Genomic DNA, 14,515 nt, shown 5'->3' with positions numbered 1-14,515 from the left:
TACCTCACAGCAGCGGCGCAAGGCCGGTAGAAGCGGGGGTGGATTGGCGCTGCGTGCCCGTGAGCATGCGATCCATGCGGTCAGCGACAGCGTCCCACTTGTGTCCGGCCTGCAGCCAGATCGGAGCTGCAGCGGCGTAGATGCTCATGGCGTTCACGTATGCGTCGGGCAGCCGGAGTTCGAACTTCGGCACGCCCATCTGGGCCGCGGGGGGCGCCCCAATGTAGGTGTCGGGCCGGCTGTTTCCCGTGCCCTCACTGGCCCCAGACCCGTACCCGGGCAGGCTGGGCGCAACAGCCACAATCGGAGCCAGTGCCGTCTTGGCGTTGGCCCGGATCGAGGTGAGGATGTCCGGGACCGCGCTGTAGTTCTGCTTCTGAATGGCCTCCGTGAGCCGGGCGAGGTCATTGGCAACAGCCCCCTGCTGGATGGCTGCGTTCACCATCGTTTTGAGGATCGTCTTGCCGACAAGCTGGTCGAACGTCTTGTCGAAGTTCTCAGCCCAGGCGGTCATGTCGCCCTCGTCGAAGGCGGCGTCCAGGGTGCTGGTCCAGATGTTGCTCAGGCCGGAGCCCAGATCAGCGAAGATCGTCTGCAACTCGGCCATGAGCTTGGCCGATTCCGACTTCATGACGCTGGGTGCGCTGCCCGTCAGGCCCCACCAGATGCGCTGCCAGAAATTGGCGTTGGCAAGCTTCTCGCGCTTGGCGGCATCTTCCTCCAATGCCTTCTGCCACGGGCTGATGAAGCCGCCTGTGGTCATGCCCAGGGCGCGTTTCTGCGTCTCGGCCACTTCCAGCAGATCTTTCTTCCAGGCCTGGAACGCGGGGCTCAGGTTCAGCACTGCCTCGCCCACCTGGCCAATGATGTTAATGGCCGCGCCGGCAATGCCCAGCACCCCGCCCAGGCTGCCCAGCAGCCCAGCGAACGTGCCAGTAGTCGGCTCGGACTTGAAGGCCTTGAACGCGTTGCCGGCTTCCCTGAGGGCCCCGGGCAGCTTCACGGCCTGTTCAACGAGCCCCATGACACCGTCGCTGATGACAGCCAGGTTATCGATGCCCAGGCCCCGGAACACGCTGCTCAGCCCGTCGCTGAACTTCCGGAAGTCGGCCAACTGCTGACGCAGGCGTTCCAGCTCGGGGTTCAGATCCCGGACCTCTGCGGCCAGCGCGCGGAACATCGCGGCCAGCCTCGGATTGTTCGCCGCGTCAGCCTCAGCGGCCAGTCGCGCCAGCTCGTCCGAGGCATCGGCCAGGAACGTCGTGAACTCCAGCGAGTTCATGCGGCCCGCGTCGAAGTCACCAGTGACGGCCTCGACCTGCTGGCGCCAGGCGGCCAGCACGCTCACCTGCTCATCGACCGCGGCTTCATCAGCCTTGGTGCGGTCAGCAATGCCGCCGATGGTGATGTCGGTCAGACGGTTCTGGTGCTCCTGGTAGGACAGCTGGTACCGGGTGTCGCCTGCCTTGAATCCAGCTACCTCCAGGCCCTTTTTCTCGCGTGCCCAGCGTGCCGTCTCCTGATCGGTCATCAGGCTGGCACGCTGCTGGCGGTAGTCCGGCTCGCTGAACTGATCCCGTGCCCGGCGCAGGTCCAGGTCCTTGAGCTTGCCTTCGGTCTGGGCGTCGAGCAACTTCCCGGCATCGTCGGCGATCATGCCGATAGCCGCCAGGATGCGGACCTTGACGCCAGCCCACTGGGCATCGTCGCCCATCTTGTCGGCAAAGCTTTGCAGCAGCGTGGCAGGCAGCCTTGCGAAGTCCTCAGCATCGAATGATCCCAAAGCATCCATGAACCCGGCTCGGCCTTCCTCTCCCAGCCTGGTCCAGAATTTCTCGCCGAACACAGTGTTGCCCGCCCCACCCAGGTAAGTGAGCATGGCACCGGCGCCCAGCTTCCGGAGGCGGGCGACCTCCTGCGAGTCGTCATAGTTCTTGTCGTCCACGAACTGATCGGAGGATTCGACCAAGGCGTCGGCGGTCGCTTCGAACTCGTTGCGCAGACGCTTGAGCAGGCTGCTGGCTTTCAGCGTGCCCTCGGCCAGCGTGTACACGCCCTTGGCTCCCAGCTGGGCCGCCTGCAGGAACTTGTTGCCGCTGACCCCGGCCTCCTCACTAGCCTGACCAATCTCGACGATCCGCTTCCAGTACGTGGTCAGATCATCCGCGGTGACAGTGCCCGCCGTGACCCTCTCGCGCATCCCTTCGGCCAGATCGCTGTACCGCTCGCGCAACTGGCGCACCGCACCCTGCTCTTTCTCCAGTGCAGCCTTGACCACATCGGCCTGAGCCTGAACGGCCGTGTCGACCGTGCTTGTTCGGTCACCCCGGAGGGCGGTCACCGTGTCGGTGTAGAGATCATTGGTCTGCTGGCGGGCGGTGAGATAGTTCGGGTCCTTGAGCCGCCCCGCGTACTGGTTCTCCAGCTCGCGCAGACGAACATTCCGGCGCACGCGTGCCAGCAGCTCGGCCGCATCGAACTCCGCCTGGGACTGCCGGCGGATCAGGGCGATTCGGGCATCCCCGGTGAGTTTGGTGCTCTTGAGTTCCTGAGCGTTGAGCTCCTGGATCCGGCGAAGAGCCTGCTCAGCTCCTGATACCCGCAGTGCCCTGGTCTCAGCCGCCGCCTGCCGGATGAGCTGTCTGCGTTGGTTGTTGTGCTGTTGTTCGGCACTCAGGGCTTCACGGTTGGCACCCTGTTCAGCTGTCCTCTGGGTGGCACGGGCAGCTGCCCGGTCACGTGTGGCCTGGGTATAGGCCTGACGCACAGCCTCACGCCGGGTGCGCTCCAGGGCACTCAGATCAGCCCCGGGGAGGACCTTATCCCGGTCATAGTCAGCCTGGACGGCCTTTACAGCACGGTCACGCTTCAGGTTCGCCAGCCGGTTCTCCGCCGCGATGATGGCTGGACCGGTCTGGGCGACAATCTCAGCGCGACGCCTGGCGCTGTCCTGAGCCAGAGCCAGTTCAGCAGCCTGCTGGGTTTTGAGTTGAGCCAGGGAAGCCTGGGCATCCTTCTCGCGGCCTTCCTGCAGGGCACGAGCCAGATCGGCCTGCGTCTTGGCGCGATTGGTGACCATCACTGCCCCTTCACGGGCGATGTCAGCATTCAGCTTGACGCCTGCAGCAATGGCAGCATCACGAGCTCTTTTTGCGTCGGCCTCGAGCTTTTTCGTGAGTTCGCCGCGCCGTTTCAATTCGGCGGTGGCGGCATCCAGGCGGGCCAGCCCAGCCTGGGTACGGGGGCTGCCCTGAACAATGTCCTTGAGATCGTCGGTGGGTCGGGCGCGGAGTGCCTTCACCATGGCTTCTTGAGCCCGCCGCTCGCGCAGTGTGCGGGCAACCCTGTCTGCCTCGCTCTCGTTCCTCGGGCGGTCACCCTCGCGGGCAATCCTTTCCCGTTCGCTGCGGGCCTTGCTGGCCGCATCGCCAGCCACATCGAGCAGGGCGCGGTACTTCTCGGTCTCACCGTTTTTCCGCTTCTCAGCGGCAGCCGCACTATTTGCTGATTTCGTAATGCCGTCCAGGCTCTTGATGTAGGCCTGGGCATTGTCATTGATCCGGAACAGGCTGCCCGACTGAGACAGTTGCGCCTTGAGGCGGTCGTACACCTGGCCGAACTTGCTGACCTCGCCACTGGTCTCTTTGACCTTGCTGCGCACGAAGTCCACGGCTGCTACGGCACGTGGCCCACTGTCCGTGAATGTTTTCAGCATGCCCTGGGCAATCACCTTATTGGTCAGGTCGCCCTTCTTCTCGTAGTTCTCGATCTTGGCGAGAATACGCCGCGCTTCAGCGATCAGGGCCTCATCCGACTTCGCGACGATCCGGCGTGCCGTCGCTGTGGTGTTCGTCTGGGCTGGGCGCGGCACGCTGATGCCTGCGGTACCTCCGACAAACGAAATGGTGCGTGGATCGACCTTGCCGCCACCCACGGGAAGGCCTTCCAGGTGCAGGTGCGGGTAGGAACCTGCAGTGTAGCCGGTGTTTCCGACGGTGCCGATCTTGGTATTACGTGCCACCAGGGCTTTTCCGCCGCCCTTGCGGATGGCCTCCTGCACCTCTTTGCTGAACTGATCCATGTGAATGCCGACGATCTTGTTCCCGGCAGCATCCACCAGTTCGAACACCTTGCCGTTTGCCGCGTCCTCACGATAGGAAATCAGGCCCGGGAAGGGTGCAAAGATCGGCGTGCCACGCGCAGCGGCGATGTCGATACCCCCATGAACCGCGTCAGCACGCACCTTGCCGTCACGCTTGTAACTGGCTCCCGACACGCCGAACTCGTTGAGAATCTTTTTCCCGGCCAGCCCGAGCGCGGCGGTGAGGTCGCCTAACGCCGCGTCCAGGGCACGTTGCTGCCCTGGAGACAGGGGGCCCTCACCCACCAAGGGCTGAATACGATTGAGCACCACGTCAGGGCCGGCAGGCTGTTGCCCCGGCGTACCAATCAGCCGTGCCAGGCCAATCGCCCGGGTTCTGGGGTCAACAGGATTGACGAGCTGACCCAGAGGGGACCCTGAAGCCGCGCCCGCCAGACCGGAGGCCTGAAACAATAGTTTCAACGTCGCAGACGTGAAATCATCCTCCGCTGTGATCTTCAGTATGGCCTTCAATTCGCCAGGGCTCTTGACGTCGTTCATGGCGGTCTTGAGGTCGCCCAGCTTGATCAGAAGCGGATTGATGCCCTTATCCAGGAAGCCTGTAAAAGCGTCCAGCAGCCCTCCACTGAACAGGATCTGCGTGCGTTCCCAGGCCGCGTTGAACTTCCCGACGCTGTCTTCAGCAGTTCCCTTAAGTTTGGCCACCTGCTTGTCGAGCTCGCCAGCGCTGTTCGTGACCTGGTCGAGAATGCCACCGGTGTCGTCCAGACCGCCATTCAACAGCCCGATCACAGCGTTCAGGCCTCCGACATCCCCGATCAGGGCCGACAGGGCCTCCGAGTTGTCCCCGACTCCCCGGCCCAGCTGGTCCAGGAACTTCACGAGTCCCATGCTCTTGAGCGCGGCAGCACTGAACTGGATGCCCAGTTCCTTCGCGGTCCCCGCAGCTTCCTTGCTGGGTTTCTGCACGTTGGTGAGTGCACTGCGGATGTATTCCAGGGCGGTGCTGGCCGGGATGCCCCGGGTGGTCAGCAGGGCCATGGCCCCCAGCAGTTCCTCCATCGGGACATCCAGCGACTTCGCCTGTCCTGCCACGGATCCGAGACTTCCGGCGATCTCGCTGAGGCGGACCTTACCTGCTGCGATTGAAGCCCAGAGCATATCGCTGACCTGGGCCGCGCTGCTGGCGTCCATTTCATAGGCATTCAGGATGCTGGTCAGGGCATCCGCCGCCACTTTCGTTTCAGTGCGGGTGACCTTGGCCAGAGCGGCGCTGCGCTCCAGGAACTTCAGGGCAGCCGGCTCAGTAGTGGCGCCGCGGACGGAAGCACCCAAGATCTCTTCGTACCCAGCCTTCAGGTCGGCAAACGACCGGCCCACGTCGGTGCTCATCTTGAGAATGCTGGTCCCAACCTGCCCCAGTTCACTGGGCAGCTTGTTCGTGAGGGTGCTGATCTCAGCCAGACCCTGCTCATACGCGGCAGCCTTCTGTGCGCCATTGACCAGGCCTGCACTGACCGCACCCAGGACGATCGCTGTGCCACCCAGTGCGGCAGTCGCGACTGCCGCCTGGGTTGCCACGCCTCGAAGGTTCTGCTGGGCGGAAGGCAGCACAGCCACAGCAGGCAGGGCGACACCCCCAATCGCGCCGCCACTCACGGGCGAGATCGTCGGTGTCGCATTCGTCTCGACAGTGTTGGCCAGACTCTTGGCCGCAGCCGCCACCTCTGCACGCTTGCTCAGCAGACCATCAGCCAGACCCTCACCGGCAAACTGACCCACACGGTGCATGACGCGGCTGGGACTGCGGATGTCGAGGGCGTCTTCCGAGCCTTCCTGTACGTTCTTCGCGAGGTCGCCGGCGCTCTTCCGGATCCCGGCGCCCTGGGCGATCAGGCCAGTTCGGAGACCAGTACCAGCCTCCACCGCAACGTCCTGTGCCCCGTCGCGGGCTGCCTGTTCCGCAGCCTGCATGGCCGCCCCAATGGACTGCTCGAGCAGCTGCCCGAACGGCCCCAGGTTCCCAATGGCCTGCAGGATGCCCTGCGTGATGCCCGCACCGAACCCACCCGGGGTGTTGAAGCCTTGCGCCTGGTCGACGGTTCTCTGGGCGGCTGCAGCCACCTGGGTGAGACGGCGGTACGCGTCGGTGGTCTTGTCTACCGTCTGCGCCTGCAGGAGGGCCTGCTGCTGGATGCGGCGCTGCGCGGCAATGGTTTCATCATCACTGACCTGACGGGCCTGCCACATGTTCCGGTACGCCCGCTGCTCATTGTCGAGCGCATTGACGCTCGCCTGGGCCCGTGCTTTCTCGTCACGGGCTGCCTGGGCCGCCATGCGGGCAGACAGGGTGTAAGCCGCAGCGGATTCGCGCAGCTTGGCAGCATTCGCCGCAGAGTCAGCAGCTGCAGCACGTGACGCGGCCACCTGGGCGGCACCCGTGGCCCGGTACTGGGCTTCCAGGCTCCGGGACGCTGCCACCTGCTCACGGCTGATCTTCGTAGACTGGCCGCTCATCTTGTCGAGTTCAGCACGCATCTGCTGCAGGGTGACGTTCACGCTGCCGACATTCATGCCGACGTCGATCTGCACCTTGTTGCCAAGACGTGACTGCGTGTTGCGCAGGATGCGGTCAATTTCCTGCTCTGGAACGTTGAGGCCCACGATCAGGCCGAGTTCACCAAGATTGAGAGCGTCACCGCTTGTCATAGGTCGCCTCCTGAGAGGGAATGAAAAACCGCCCCGGAGGGCGGCAGGGCTTTGAAATCGTTGTTACTGCTGAAAAAAGGAGTCTGGTTTCACTCTAGAGCGGCCACGCGGTGGTCAGGATGGGGTGCATATGGCTCCAATGGAAAGCCCCCGACGATGCGGGGGCGTACTGTTTTCCAGATTAAGCAGAGTGTGCCATCAGGGGACAACGAAGCACAAGAAACGCAGATTCCTGTGAATGAAGGCAGATCGTCGAAACCCCACACAAGGCAGGACGTGGGGAATGAGGGGCGTTAGTTACATAAGGCGAGGCCCTGCGCAGTGACTTCAGCAATGCTGACCTTCGGTCCACTGGACGGGTCGGGCGCGTCCTTCCAGACAGAACGGGCATCCTGCCAGCCTTCCTCCGCTGCTCGAACATCCGCTGTGCCGTTCAGGGAATACGTCTTACCCGACGCTGTGTCTTGAATGACCACCGCACCCGGGGGCTCGCACCGCAGACGTCCTTCCGAGAACGTGAAGGGCCAGTTTGCGCCCATCGTCGCAGCGGACACCATACCTTCGGACGCTTCTGCTTGAGGCTTCCGAGTGGAAAATGCAGCCACAGCAATCAAAGCAAGCAGGAACAGGGCAGCGGCGAGCGCGAGCCATGGAACTGGAGACTTCTTTGGTTTGAGGGTAGGCACTCCCTGATATTAAGCAGAACCCTGCCGAAGCGGAGCCTACAGTCCAATGGGTGGCAAGTGGGGGTCGGGATGGGGTGCATAAAGCCTCCAATGAAAAACCCCCAACGATGCGGGGGCCATAGCGGGTTGGCGCTTATTTCTTTGCCGGCGTCACATACCCGATCCGCTCAAACGTCAGGCGCGTCTTCCCAGAGAGCAGCACGAGGCGCTGGGTGTCGAAGCTGATCGCGTACCGGTTCACACTGTTCATGGCCGTGTGAAACGCGCCGGGCAAGGCGTAGAGACAACGTTCGGTTGGCTTGGGAGGAAGCGGCTTCACAGCAATCCTGGTGCGCGAACCTTGCGCTTGCATGGTGCCCGAGAAGGTGCCGCACCCCAGCTTCCCACTCACCTTTCCGTTTACGATGAACACTTCCGTCAATGGCAGGTCCGGCGTGGCCTGCCCTGAAGTAGTGAGGCTGGTCAACTTCCAGATGCCGTTCACTCGCGCCGGATTGCTGGCTTGGGCGCTGGCGATGGTGGTAACGGCCAGCAGGGCCAGAAGAAAACGGTGCATGGCTTAGCATCCTCCGCCTCTGTGATGAGCGCCTGAAGCCCAGAGCTAGAGAAGGCAGTCGTCAGCTCATGAGGCCTGCGCCGCTGTGGCCAGCAGGTTGGGTTCAATCGGCTTGAGATCATTCCGGTAAATGTCCATAGGAATCAGGCCACTGCGTGCTGCGTCGAGAATGGCTTGTGCAGTGACCGGTGGCAGTCCCGCAATCGCTTCTGCTCCTGCGGCTGCACTGGCCTCTAGTGGCGGCAAATACCAGGAGAACAAAGCGCGGTAGGCCGCATCCCAGCGCTGTTGCTTGAACGACTGCGGCACTTTGCCGTGAGCCTTGAGTGCCGCCTGACGTTCCGAATGCTCGCGCAGCACCCGGTCGATGTCACTCTCCTCGCCTTTCGGACCCGGCTCGTCGGAGTACTTGCTGAACTGCTCGTCAAGTTGGGGCTTCAGGCGCGGGTACAGGATCTGCCCCTGGCCCGCCAGCAGCCGCGTGAGCTGCGGGTAGGTGAGCGCCATGATCTGCGGGAGGGACCAGCCGGTGACGCCGATGAGGGCCAGAATCTGCGCCTCCAGCTCGGCGTCGGTGGCTATTTTCCCTTCCCACCGTCCTCGGGTTTCTTCCCGGTCAGCAGCAGGGTTTCCAGGTAACCGAGGCGTGGGAGGCCCAGGTGCTCCATCAGCCATTCAGTGGTGATGGTGGCGGGATCGGTGGTGGTGCCGCGAATGCGCCGGCGCAACCGGGAGGCCATGAAATCAGCGCGTTCACCGACGTGCCGCCCATCACTGGGCAACTGCTGGTACTCCACAAACTCCTGCAGAGTGAACGGCGCGGCCATGAACTCCACGCCTTGAACGGAGAAGTACGCCTCGCTGCGCCCGGCAAAGTCGGAGAAGAGTTCGCTCATTCAATGTCCTCAGGGAGAAGGATGGGTGCCGTGAGCAGGAAAAGCCCGCGCCTGAGCACGGGTGGCACGCCATACCTTCGATTGGTCGTCTCGTCTTTAAAGATCAGAATTTCGGGGATCGGGTCGCTGGTCATCATGGCGTGGGCCCGGAGTTCCGCCGGACCCCGCACGGGCGCGAACAGCATGACGGTCATGCCGTCGCGCCCCGTGAGGGTCAGGGTGTCCACGATCAGGCGATCAGGTTGCCCAGGGCGTCCACGTAGTCAGCCGTCATGGTCTGAACACTGAACCCCCACTGCGGGATGGCTGACTGGTCGCCGATCATGCCGCGGTCCTTGATGGTGGCCTGGCCCTGAATGACCAGTTCCATCGACACGTAGTGCGCCTTGTACGTGGCGGGGTACTTCAGCTTGCTGGCCTGCAGCAGCTTCTTGAACAGGGCATTGTTCGCGTGGGCCGCGGTGGCCACATCGATGTTGCCACCGTTCTCCAGGCTGGACTTCAGGGTGACACTCTTGTTCGCGTTGTTCACGAACAGCTTCAGTTCGGTGTCCTGCGTGTTGGGCGCGAAGGCACCGAACTCACTCAGCATGTCCAGGCGCTCGTAGATCGGGCTGGTGCTGCCGGGGGTCTTGATGGCCACTTCGATCCAGTCGGCTTCACCACGGGTCAGCACGTTGTTGATTGTGGGGAACTCGGGATCGACGGCCAGCGCCGCGAGACCCATGGCCATCGTGAACAGCTTCATGTTCGGGTTCAGCATAGTTCGCTCCTAAAGCGATGATCCCCGCCAGAGTGCGGGGATCGGTAGGGGGTGTCAGGCCCGGACGAAGAAACGAGGCGTTCAGTCTTCTTTCAGGTACGCTTCCAGCGCTGCCTTGGCCTTCGCAGCGGTGGTGTCGGCGGTGTTGATCTGACGGCCTTCCTTGCTGATGCCGTACACGCGCACCCGGTCGCCTTCCTTCTTCTCCGCCCAGCGGGTGCCGTTGTCATCAGGAGCACTGAACGTCAGTTCGGGCTCTTTCACGGCAGGCAGCTTCACCACTTCGGGGGTGACGGTGGCTTCGGTGTTCGTGTCGTCGGTCTGGGTGGTTTTCGCCATGATGGTGTCCTCCTGGGACGTGGATTTACTGGATGTACTTGCAGATCAGCCGCACGGACGCCAGTGGGCGCCGCGTGTCGCTGTCAGAGGTGGGCGGGATGACCAGGCCCCGGTTGACCCCACGCAAGGGTGGGTAACCAGGGTGTTCGGTCACGAGGTCAGCCAGCCGTGAGCGAAGCGGTACAAACCAGGGTTTCAGGTCGGCCAGTTTCCAGCCTTCCCGTCCGAACAGCGTCACCAGCACGATCAGCTCGCGCTGCTGTGCCTTGTGGCCGTCTGCACGCGGGTAGAACCGGCCGGTCTCCCCATCGCTGAGGTTGCTGATGACGAAAAACGCGTCCTGGGGCATCGGCTTGGGCCGCTCCTCATGGATGTACCGCACCGGATCCAGGGTCGGAAAGAGAGCCTGCAATGCCTGAGCCGTGTTCACGTGCGCCGCCTGAGGGTGACACGACCGAACATCCGCTGCGCTTCCGCTTCAACCCCTTCCACGATGCCCTTGTGGACATCGCGGTCATGCCGGGCATCATCGAGCAGTGGCCGGCCGCCCATGTCAGGAGGCTTACCCAACAGGGCAGGCAGGTACTCGGGCGGGTCACTGATCGGCCCGAAGAGTGCCTGACCTGGACCGGCGGCCCGGGCATCAATGCTTCCCAGCAGGTCCCCGGTCTGCTCGGCCGGGTACTCCCCTTGCGAGCTCGAGCGGTTGGGCAGGCCCGGGTACTTCCGGCCGCTGCCTTCCCCACTCAGCTTGTCGCGCAGCACTTCAGCGCCACCCTCAGCCCCGGCCAGGGCCACACCCGTGAGGCGGCGACACAGCTCAGTCAGTCCAGCCCGGTTCACTCGGGTTGCCACGTTCGGTCACCTCCCCTGGTGCGGCCAGGTCCAGCACCCACACCACGCCCTGGCCGCCTTCATCCCGCGCGTCCCGGGTCGGGTAGTAGTTCTGCCCCTGGTGCTGGATGTGCCAGCCGGGCGTGCTGAGGTCGGCGCTGACATCCGCTCCGGCGAGGTACGCCACGTAGGACGGTACGGGAAGTTCAGATGCCGCCGTGACCTGCAGGCGCCTGAGCGGGGTGGGCATCAGCAGGCCTCTCAGTTCGTGCGTGATGCCCAGCGCGCTGGCGGGCGTGTTCCAGCTCGCCGAGCCGTTGCCCACCACCAGCGTGAGGTCATGCCCGAAGTCTGCCAGCAGCTGCCGGACGTCCGGCGTGAGATCCGCGCGCAGATCCAGCGTCCCAGGCCCCGTCACCGGCTGGTCCCCACGACCCGGACGGGCACCGGCAGCCCAGCATCACGCAAGCCCTGCCACGCCCGGGAGAGGTACTCCCCAGCACTGCTCAGATATCCAGTGGCGGTGTCCTGGCCATCGGCGTACTTGCGTTCGGTTTCCAGGTCACCGAGCTTCTTGCGTTCCTGAATGACCGAAGTGGTCCCCGCCTTCGTGCGCAGGCTGCTTGCGTTGCGGCCCACCACCAGGTGCAGCGCGTAGTTCATGACCGCACGCTTCGCGGCACGCTCCTCCCGGCTGCCGGCCTCGAGCACCGCCCCGGCCCGTTCCAGCTTGGATTCGGCCCAGTCGCGGGCTTCCAGGATCTGGCCTTCCGTGACCGCTGGCGCGTCCGGGGCGTAAGCGGCCACCTCCTGCACCGTCACGGGAAGCTCCACGCCTTATTCCTCGACCAGTTCGTCGCTGCGCAGCTTCTCGCGCACGAAGGCAGTGAAGGGCACGCTCACGGCTTCCTTGCCGATGACCTGACCGTTGTCGGGATCCGTGAACTCACCCCCGTAGGCCGCGATGGTGTCGTTCACGCGCACGCTGACTTTCTTCCCGGCCGGAGCCTTGGGTTCCGTGGTCGTGGTGTTGGTGTTGCTGGGCCGGGTGCTGCCTTTCAGGCTGGCCGCCTGGGTATCGAACTCGGTGCGCCTGGCGTCACCATCCTGCGCGAGGGCCAGAAGGGTATCGAGCTCCTTCTGGGTGTATTCGTCGGGGTTGAGTTCGGCGCCGTTTGCGGCCTTGATGTCGTTTACGGTGTCCTGCTTCGCCATGATGGTCTCCTCCCCGCCCGGGTAGACAACGGGCGGGACTCAGGGTGTTGCTCGAGTTGAAAGGCTGAGCTCAGGCGTGCGCTTTGGTCCTGAAGGCCTGCGTGTCGGGTTTGGCGTACCCGAGCACTTCGCTGATGGCGATGTTCTCGAACTGGCTGGTGATGAGCTTCTCGCTCTCCACGATCTCGCTGCCGTTCTCGTAGAACTCCTCCAGACCGTTGGCCTGGTCGATCGCGAGCAGTTTCCTGCTGCCCTGCAGCACACTGTCGGCCATGGCGAGCCTGGGGCGCATGCCGAGCAGGTTCGGCCACGCGCCGGTGTCGCGGAAGTCCGCTCCAGCTGCGGTGGCACCCGCCGAGGTGAAGATGTCGAGGGTGAGCAGCGCGGCCAGGTCGGCCGTGTCGGCGGTGATCACGCCGAACTGCACACCCTGCACCAAGCCGTCCATCTGCAGGGCGATGATGTCCTGCAGGGTGAAGGTGGCGCCCGCAGCCGCCGCACTGGCGGGCGCAGGGTTGTTGTTGCCGTCCCCGTTCAGGGCGACGTTCAGGGCCTGCTTGACCTTCCGGCGGGCCTGCGCGCGGCTCATCTTGGCGATATACCGGCTCAGGATGGGCAGGCGCGTGCGGCGCACGGCCTCATAGCTCATGCGCAGGACGCCACCGTACTTCAGGGCGTTCACGGCCTTGTCCGCCAGCGTGATGGTGTAGACGGGCATCTCCCCCAGTTCAGCCACGCGGCCGAACTCCAGGTCCTTCTCCTGGCCACTGGCGACCACGCCGGTGCGGTAGGCCGTGCCGTCGATCCCGACGCGGGTGCTGACCAGGTCGGTGGTCTGCAGGACGTTCACCGCGTCACGCTCCGCATCGCGGTACTCGCGGGCCACGTACTCAGGGAACAGCAGGCGGTTGCTGGGGTCACTCACGAAGGCGTCCCCGGTCTGGGCGAACTCGCCTTTCGCGCGGATGCCGGCCTGGGCGAGCAGCTGCTTGAACGCGTCCACGGGTTCACCGGCACTGTTGCGGGCGTCGGGGCGCACGAGGCTCTCGTCGATGTCACCCTTGCGGGCCATCTCGTTGAGCATCTGGCTGAGCGTCATGCCCTTGCGTGCGGCGTCCTGGTACAGGCCGGCTTCGAGCTGGTTGAGTTTCTTGATGGTCATGCGGGTCTCCTGGGGGCATGAAAAGCGGCCTGCACGTGGGCAGGCCGGATCTGAGACGGGTAGACGAATCAGCCGAGGTCGATGGCGGCAAGACCAGCAGTGGCGTCCACAGCCAGCACCTGGACTTCCTTACCACCGACACTGACCTTGGCTTTCCCGGTGCTGTCCACACCGACCTTCTGCAGTCCGAACACGGCCGCGCCGGTCCAGGGAACGACGATCACGCCACGGGTGAAGACGGTGCCCTTGCCGTCGGTCTCACTGGTCACCAGCTTGCCCAGAAGGGGGGCGTCTGCGGCCCCGCGGCCGGCAGCGCCAGCAGCGGTCTGGGTGACCGCGTCGCCTTTCACGGCGCCGGCGTCGAAGGTGAAGGTGAGGCCCGTGTTGTGCTGGCCGGCGTACTCAACGTTGTTCACTTTCATGATGACTCCTGAGGGGAGAAAGAAACGGGTGGGGGCGCGTAGGGCGTGTCGGCCAAGGCCCCCTTGAGTCCTGGGCCTGCGGACTTGCCGTACTGAAAAGCAGCATGACAACGGACAATAGACCTTACATGTCGCCTGAACTGACCCCTTTTCATACCGTCTTGTCCTGGCTCCAAACCTGTCAGCCAGAACCTGTGCCACCTGCACCTGAAAACCTCGAGCCGCTCTTCCGGAACCTTGGACGCGAGCTGGGCATTGACGTGCCTGATGACCTCAAGCTCTACTTTCAGCTGCTGAATCCCTCCCTCGACCGGCAGGATCAGGCCCTGTTCTACGGGCTGACCGCTATCCCCCTGCAGATCGGGCTCTGCGAACGGGATGGGTTGAGCAGCACTGACAGCGTGTTCATGGATCCTGACTTCCAGACGGTGGAGACGGTGGATCCGCCTGGCACCGTCAGGCCTGAGGCGTTCAATGCGGGTTGGCTGCCGATAGCACACGACCACAGCGGCGCGTATCTCGCCGTGGATCTTCGTCCGGACGAGCGCGGTCAGGTGGGACAGATCATCAATTTTGGCGCACGGGAACGGAAGCGCTTTGTGCTGGCGTCCTCCATCACTGAATTTTTTGAGGACCTGCTCCAGAACATCGCGGATGGTCGCGTTGAACACGGGTGCGACGCGGGGGCCGTGGAATTACGCTTCACCGACCCGGAGGTCGGTCACCCGCTGGATCTGTGCGAACAGTTTGGTGCCTCAGCCCTCCGACCTCGGCCTTCAGGTACGCAGCCCCCAACCCAGCCCTGACCTGGCCTACACGCCCGATTGAGGC

Annotated in this window: 16 protein-coding genes; 1 reads left to right on the top strand and 15 read right to left on the bottom strand. The window is 63.9% G+C overall.

Going from position 1 to position 14,515, the window contains the following annotated elements; genetic code table 11:
• Positions 1 to 4: 4 nt before the first annotated feature.
• From IEY49_RS00660 to IEY49_RS00590, 15 genes are all read right to left on the bottom strand, one after another.
• Positions 5 to 6,811: a phage tail tape measure protein gene (locus IEY49_RS00660; RefSeq protein ID WP_189003572.1), complete on the bottom strand. Its 6,807-nt coding sequence runs from the start codon at positions 6,809 to 6,811 to the stop codon at positions 5 to 7.
• 293 nt (positions 6,812 to 7,104) lie between these two features.
• Complete coding sequence (locus IEY49_RS00655) at positions 7,105 to 7,497, bottom strand: DUF2511 domain-containing protein (RefSeq protein WP_189003570.1); 393 nt, start codon at positions 7,495 to 7,497, stop codon at positions 7,105 to 7,107.
• A 133-nt stretch (positions 7,498 to 7,630) separates the two neighbouring features.
• Positions 7,631 to 8,053, bottom strand: coding sequence for an META domain-containing protein (locus tag IEY49_RS00650; protein WP_189003569.1), 423 nt, complete (start codon positions 8,051 to 8,053; stop codon positions 7,631 to 7,633).
• Between the two features lie 66 nt (positions 8,054 to 8,119).
• On the bottom strand, positions 8,120 to 8,560 hold the full coding sequence (locus IEY49_RS00645) for a hypothetical protein (protein ID WP_189003567.1): 441 nt from the start codon (positions 8,558 to 8,560) through the stop codon (positions 8,120 to 8,122).
• A gap of 71 nt (positions 8,561 to 8,631) precedes the next feature.
• The gene (locus IEY49_RS00640; protein ID WP_189003565.1) at positions 8,632 to 8,949 is read right to left on the bottom strand and encodes a hypothetical protein; all 318 of its coding nucleotides are present in this window, start codon (positions 8,947 to 8,949) and stop codon (positions 8,632 to 8,634) included.
• Positions 8,946 to 9,176: a hypothetical protein gene (locus IEY49_RS00635; protein WP_189003563.1), complete on the bottom strand. Its 231-nt coding sequence runs from the start codon at positions 9,174 to 9,176 to the stop codon at positions 8,946 to 8,948. Before IEY49_RS00635 ends, IEY49_RS00640 begins: the two co-directional genes overlap by 4 nt.
• Before the next feature lie 2 nt (positions 9,177 to 9,178).
• Positions 9,179 to 9,712, bottom strand: a complete 534-nt coding sequence (locus tag IEY49_RS00630; protein ID WP_189003561.1) for a hypothetical protein — start codon at positions 9,710 to 9,712, stop codon at positions 9,179 to 9,181.
• Positions 9,713 to 9,793: 81 nt separating this feature from the next.
• Positions 9,794 to 10,051 (bottom strand): hypothetical protein, encoded by a 258-nt coding sequence (locus IEY49_RS00625; RefSeq protein WP_189003559.1) that lies wholly within the window; start codon positions 10,049 to 10,051, stop codon positions 9,794 to 9,796.
• A gap of 25 nt (positions 10,052 to 10,076) precedes the next feature.
• Positions 10,077 to 10,481: a hypothetical protein gene (locus IEY49_RS00620; RefSeq protein ID WP_189003557.1), complete on the bottom strand. Its 405-nt coding sequence runs from the start codon at positions 10,479 to 10,481 to the stop codon at positions 10,077 to 10,079.
• The gene (locus IEY49_RS00615) at positions 10,478 to 10,906 is read right to left on the bottom strand and encodes a hypothetical protein (protein WP_189003555.1); all 429 of its coding nucleotides are present in this window, start codon (positions 10,904 to 10,906) and stop codon (positions 10,478 to 10,480) included. Before IEY49_RS00615 ends, IEY49_RS00620 begins: the two co-directional genes overlap by 4 nt.
• Positions 10,872 to 11,303, bottom strand: a complete 432-nt coding sequence (locus IEY49_RS00610) for a hypothetical protein (RefSeq protein WP_189003553.1) — start codon at positions 11,301 to 11,303, stop codon at positions 10,872 to 10,874. Before IEY49_RS00610 ends, IEY49_RS00615 begins: the two co-directional genes overlap by 35 nt.
• The gene (locus IEY49_RS00605) at positions 11,300 to 11,719 is read right to left on the bottom strand and encodes a hypothetical protein (RefSeq protein WP_189003551.1); all 420 of its coding nucleotides are present in this window, start codon (positions 11,717 to 11,719) and stop codon (positions 11,300 to 11,302) included. The genes IEY49_RS00610 and IEY49_RS00605 overlap by 4 nt, the downstream gene beginning before the upstream one ends.
• Positions 11,720 to 11,722: 3 nt before the next feature.
• A complete protein-coding gene (locus IEY49_RS00600; protein WP_189003549.1) occupies positions 11,723 to 12,100 on the bottom strand; it encodes a hypothetical protein in 378 nt (125 codons plus the stop codon).
• A 70-nt stretch (positions 12,101 to 12,170) separates the two neighbouring features.
• Positions 12,171 to 13,262: a phage major capsid protein gene (locus IEY49_RS00595; RefSeq protein WP_189003547.1), complete on the bottom strand. Its 1,092-nt coding sequence runs from the start codon at positions 13,260 to 13,262 to the stop codon at positions 12,171 to 12,173.
• Positions 13,263 to 13,330: 68 nt separating this feature from the next.
• Positions 13,331 to 13,684, bottom strand: a complete 354-nt coding sequence (locus IEY49_RS00590) for a hypothetical protein (RefSeq protein WP_189003545.1) — start codon at positions 13,682 to 13,684, stop codon at positions 13,331 to 13,333.
• A 194-nt stretch (positions 13,685 to 13,878) separates the two neighbouring features.
• Here IEY49_RS00590 and IEY49_RS00585 point away from each other — a divergent pair, with 194 nt between their 5' ends.
• Positions 13,879 to 14,490, top strand: a complete 612-nt coding sequence (locus tag IEY49_RS00585; protein WP_229780557.1) for an SMI1/KNR4 family protein — start codon at positions 13,879 to 13,881, stop codon at positions 14,488 to 14,490.
• Positions 14,491 to 14,515 lie beyond the last annotated feature (25 nt).

It is taken from the genome of Deinococcus malanensis (assembly GCF_014647655.1).
Taxonomy (GTDB): Bacteria; Deinococcota; Deinococci; order Deinococcales; family Deinococcaceae; genus Deinococcus; species Deinococcus malanensis.
This window is presented reverse-complemented; position numbering and strand designations above follow the sequence as displayed.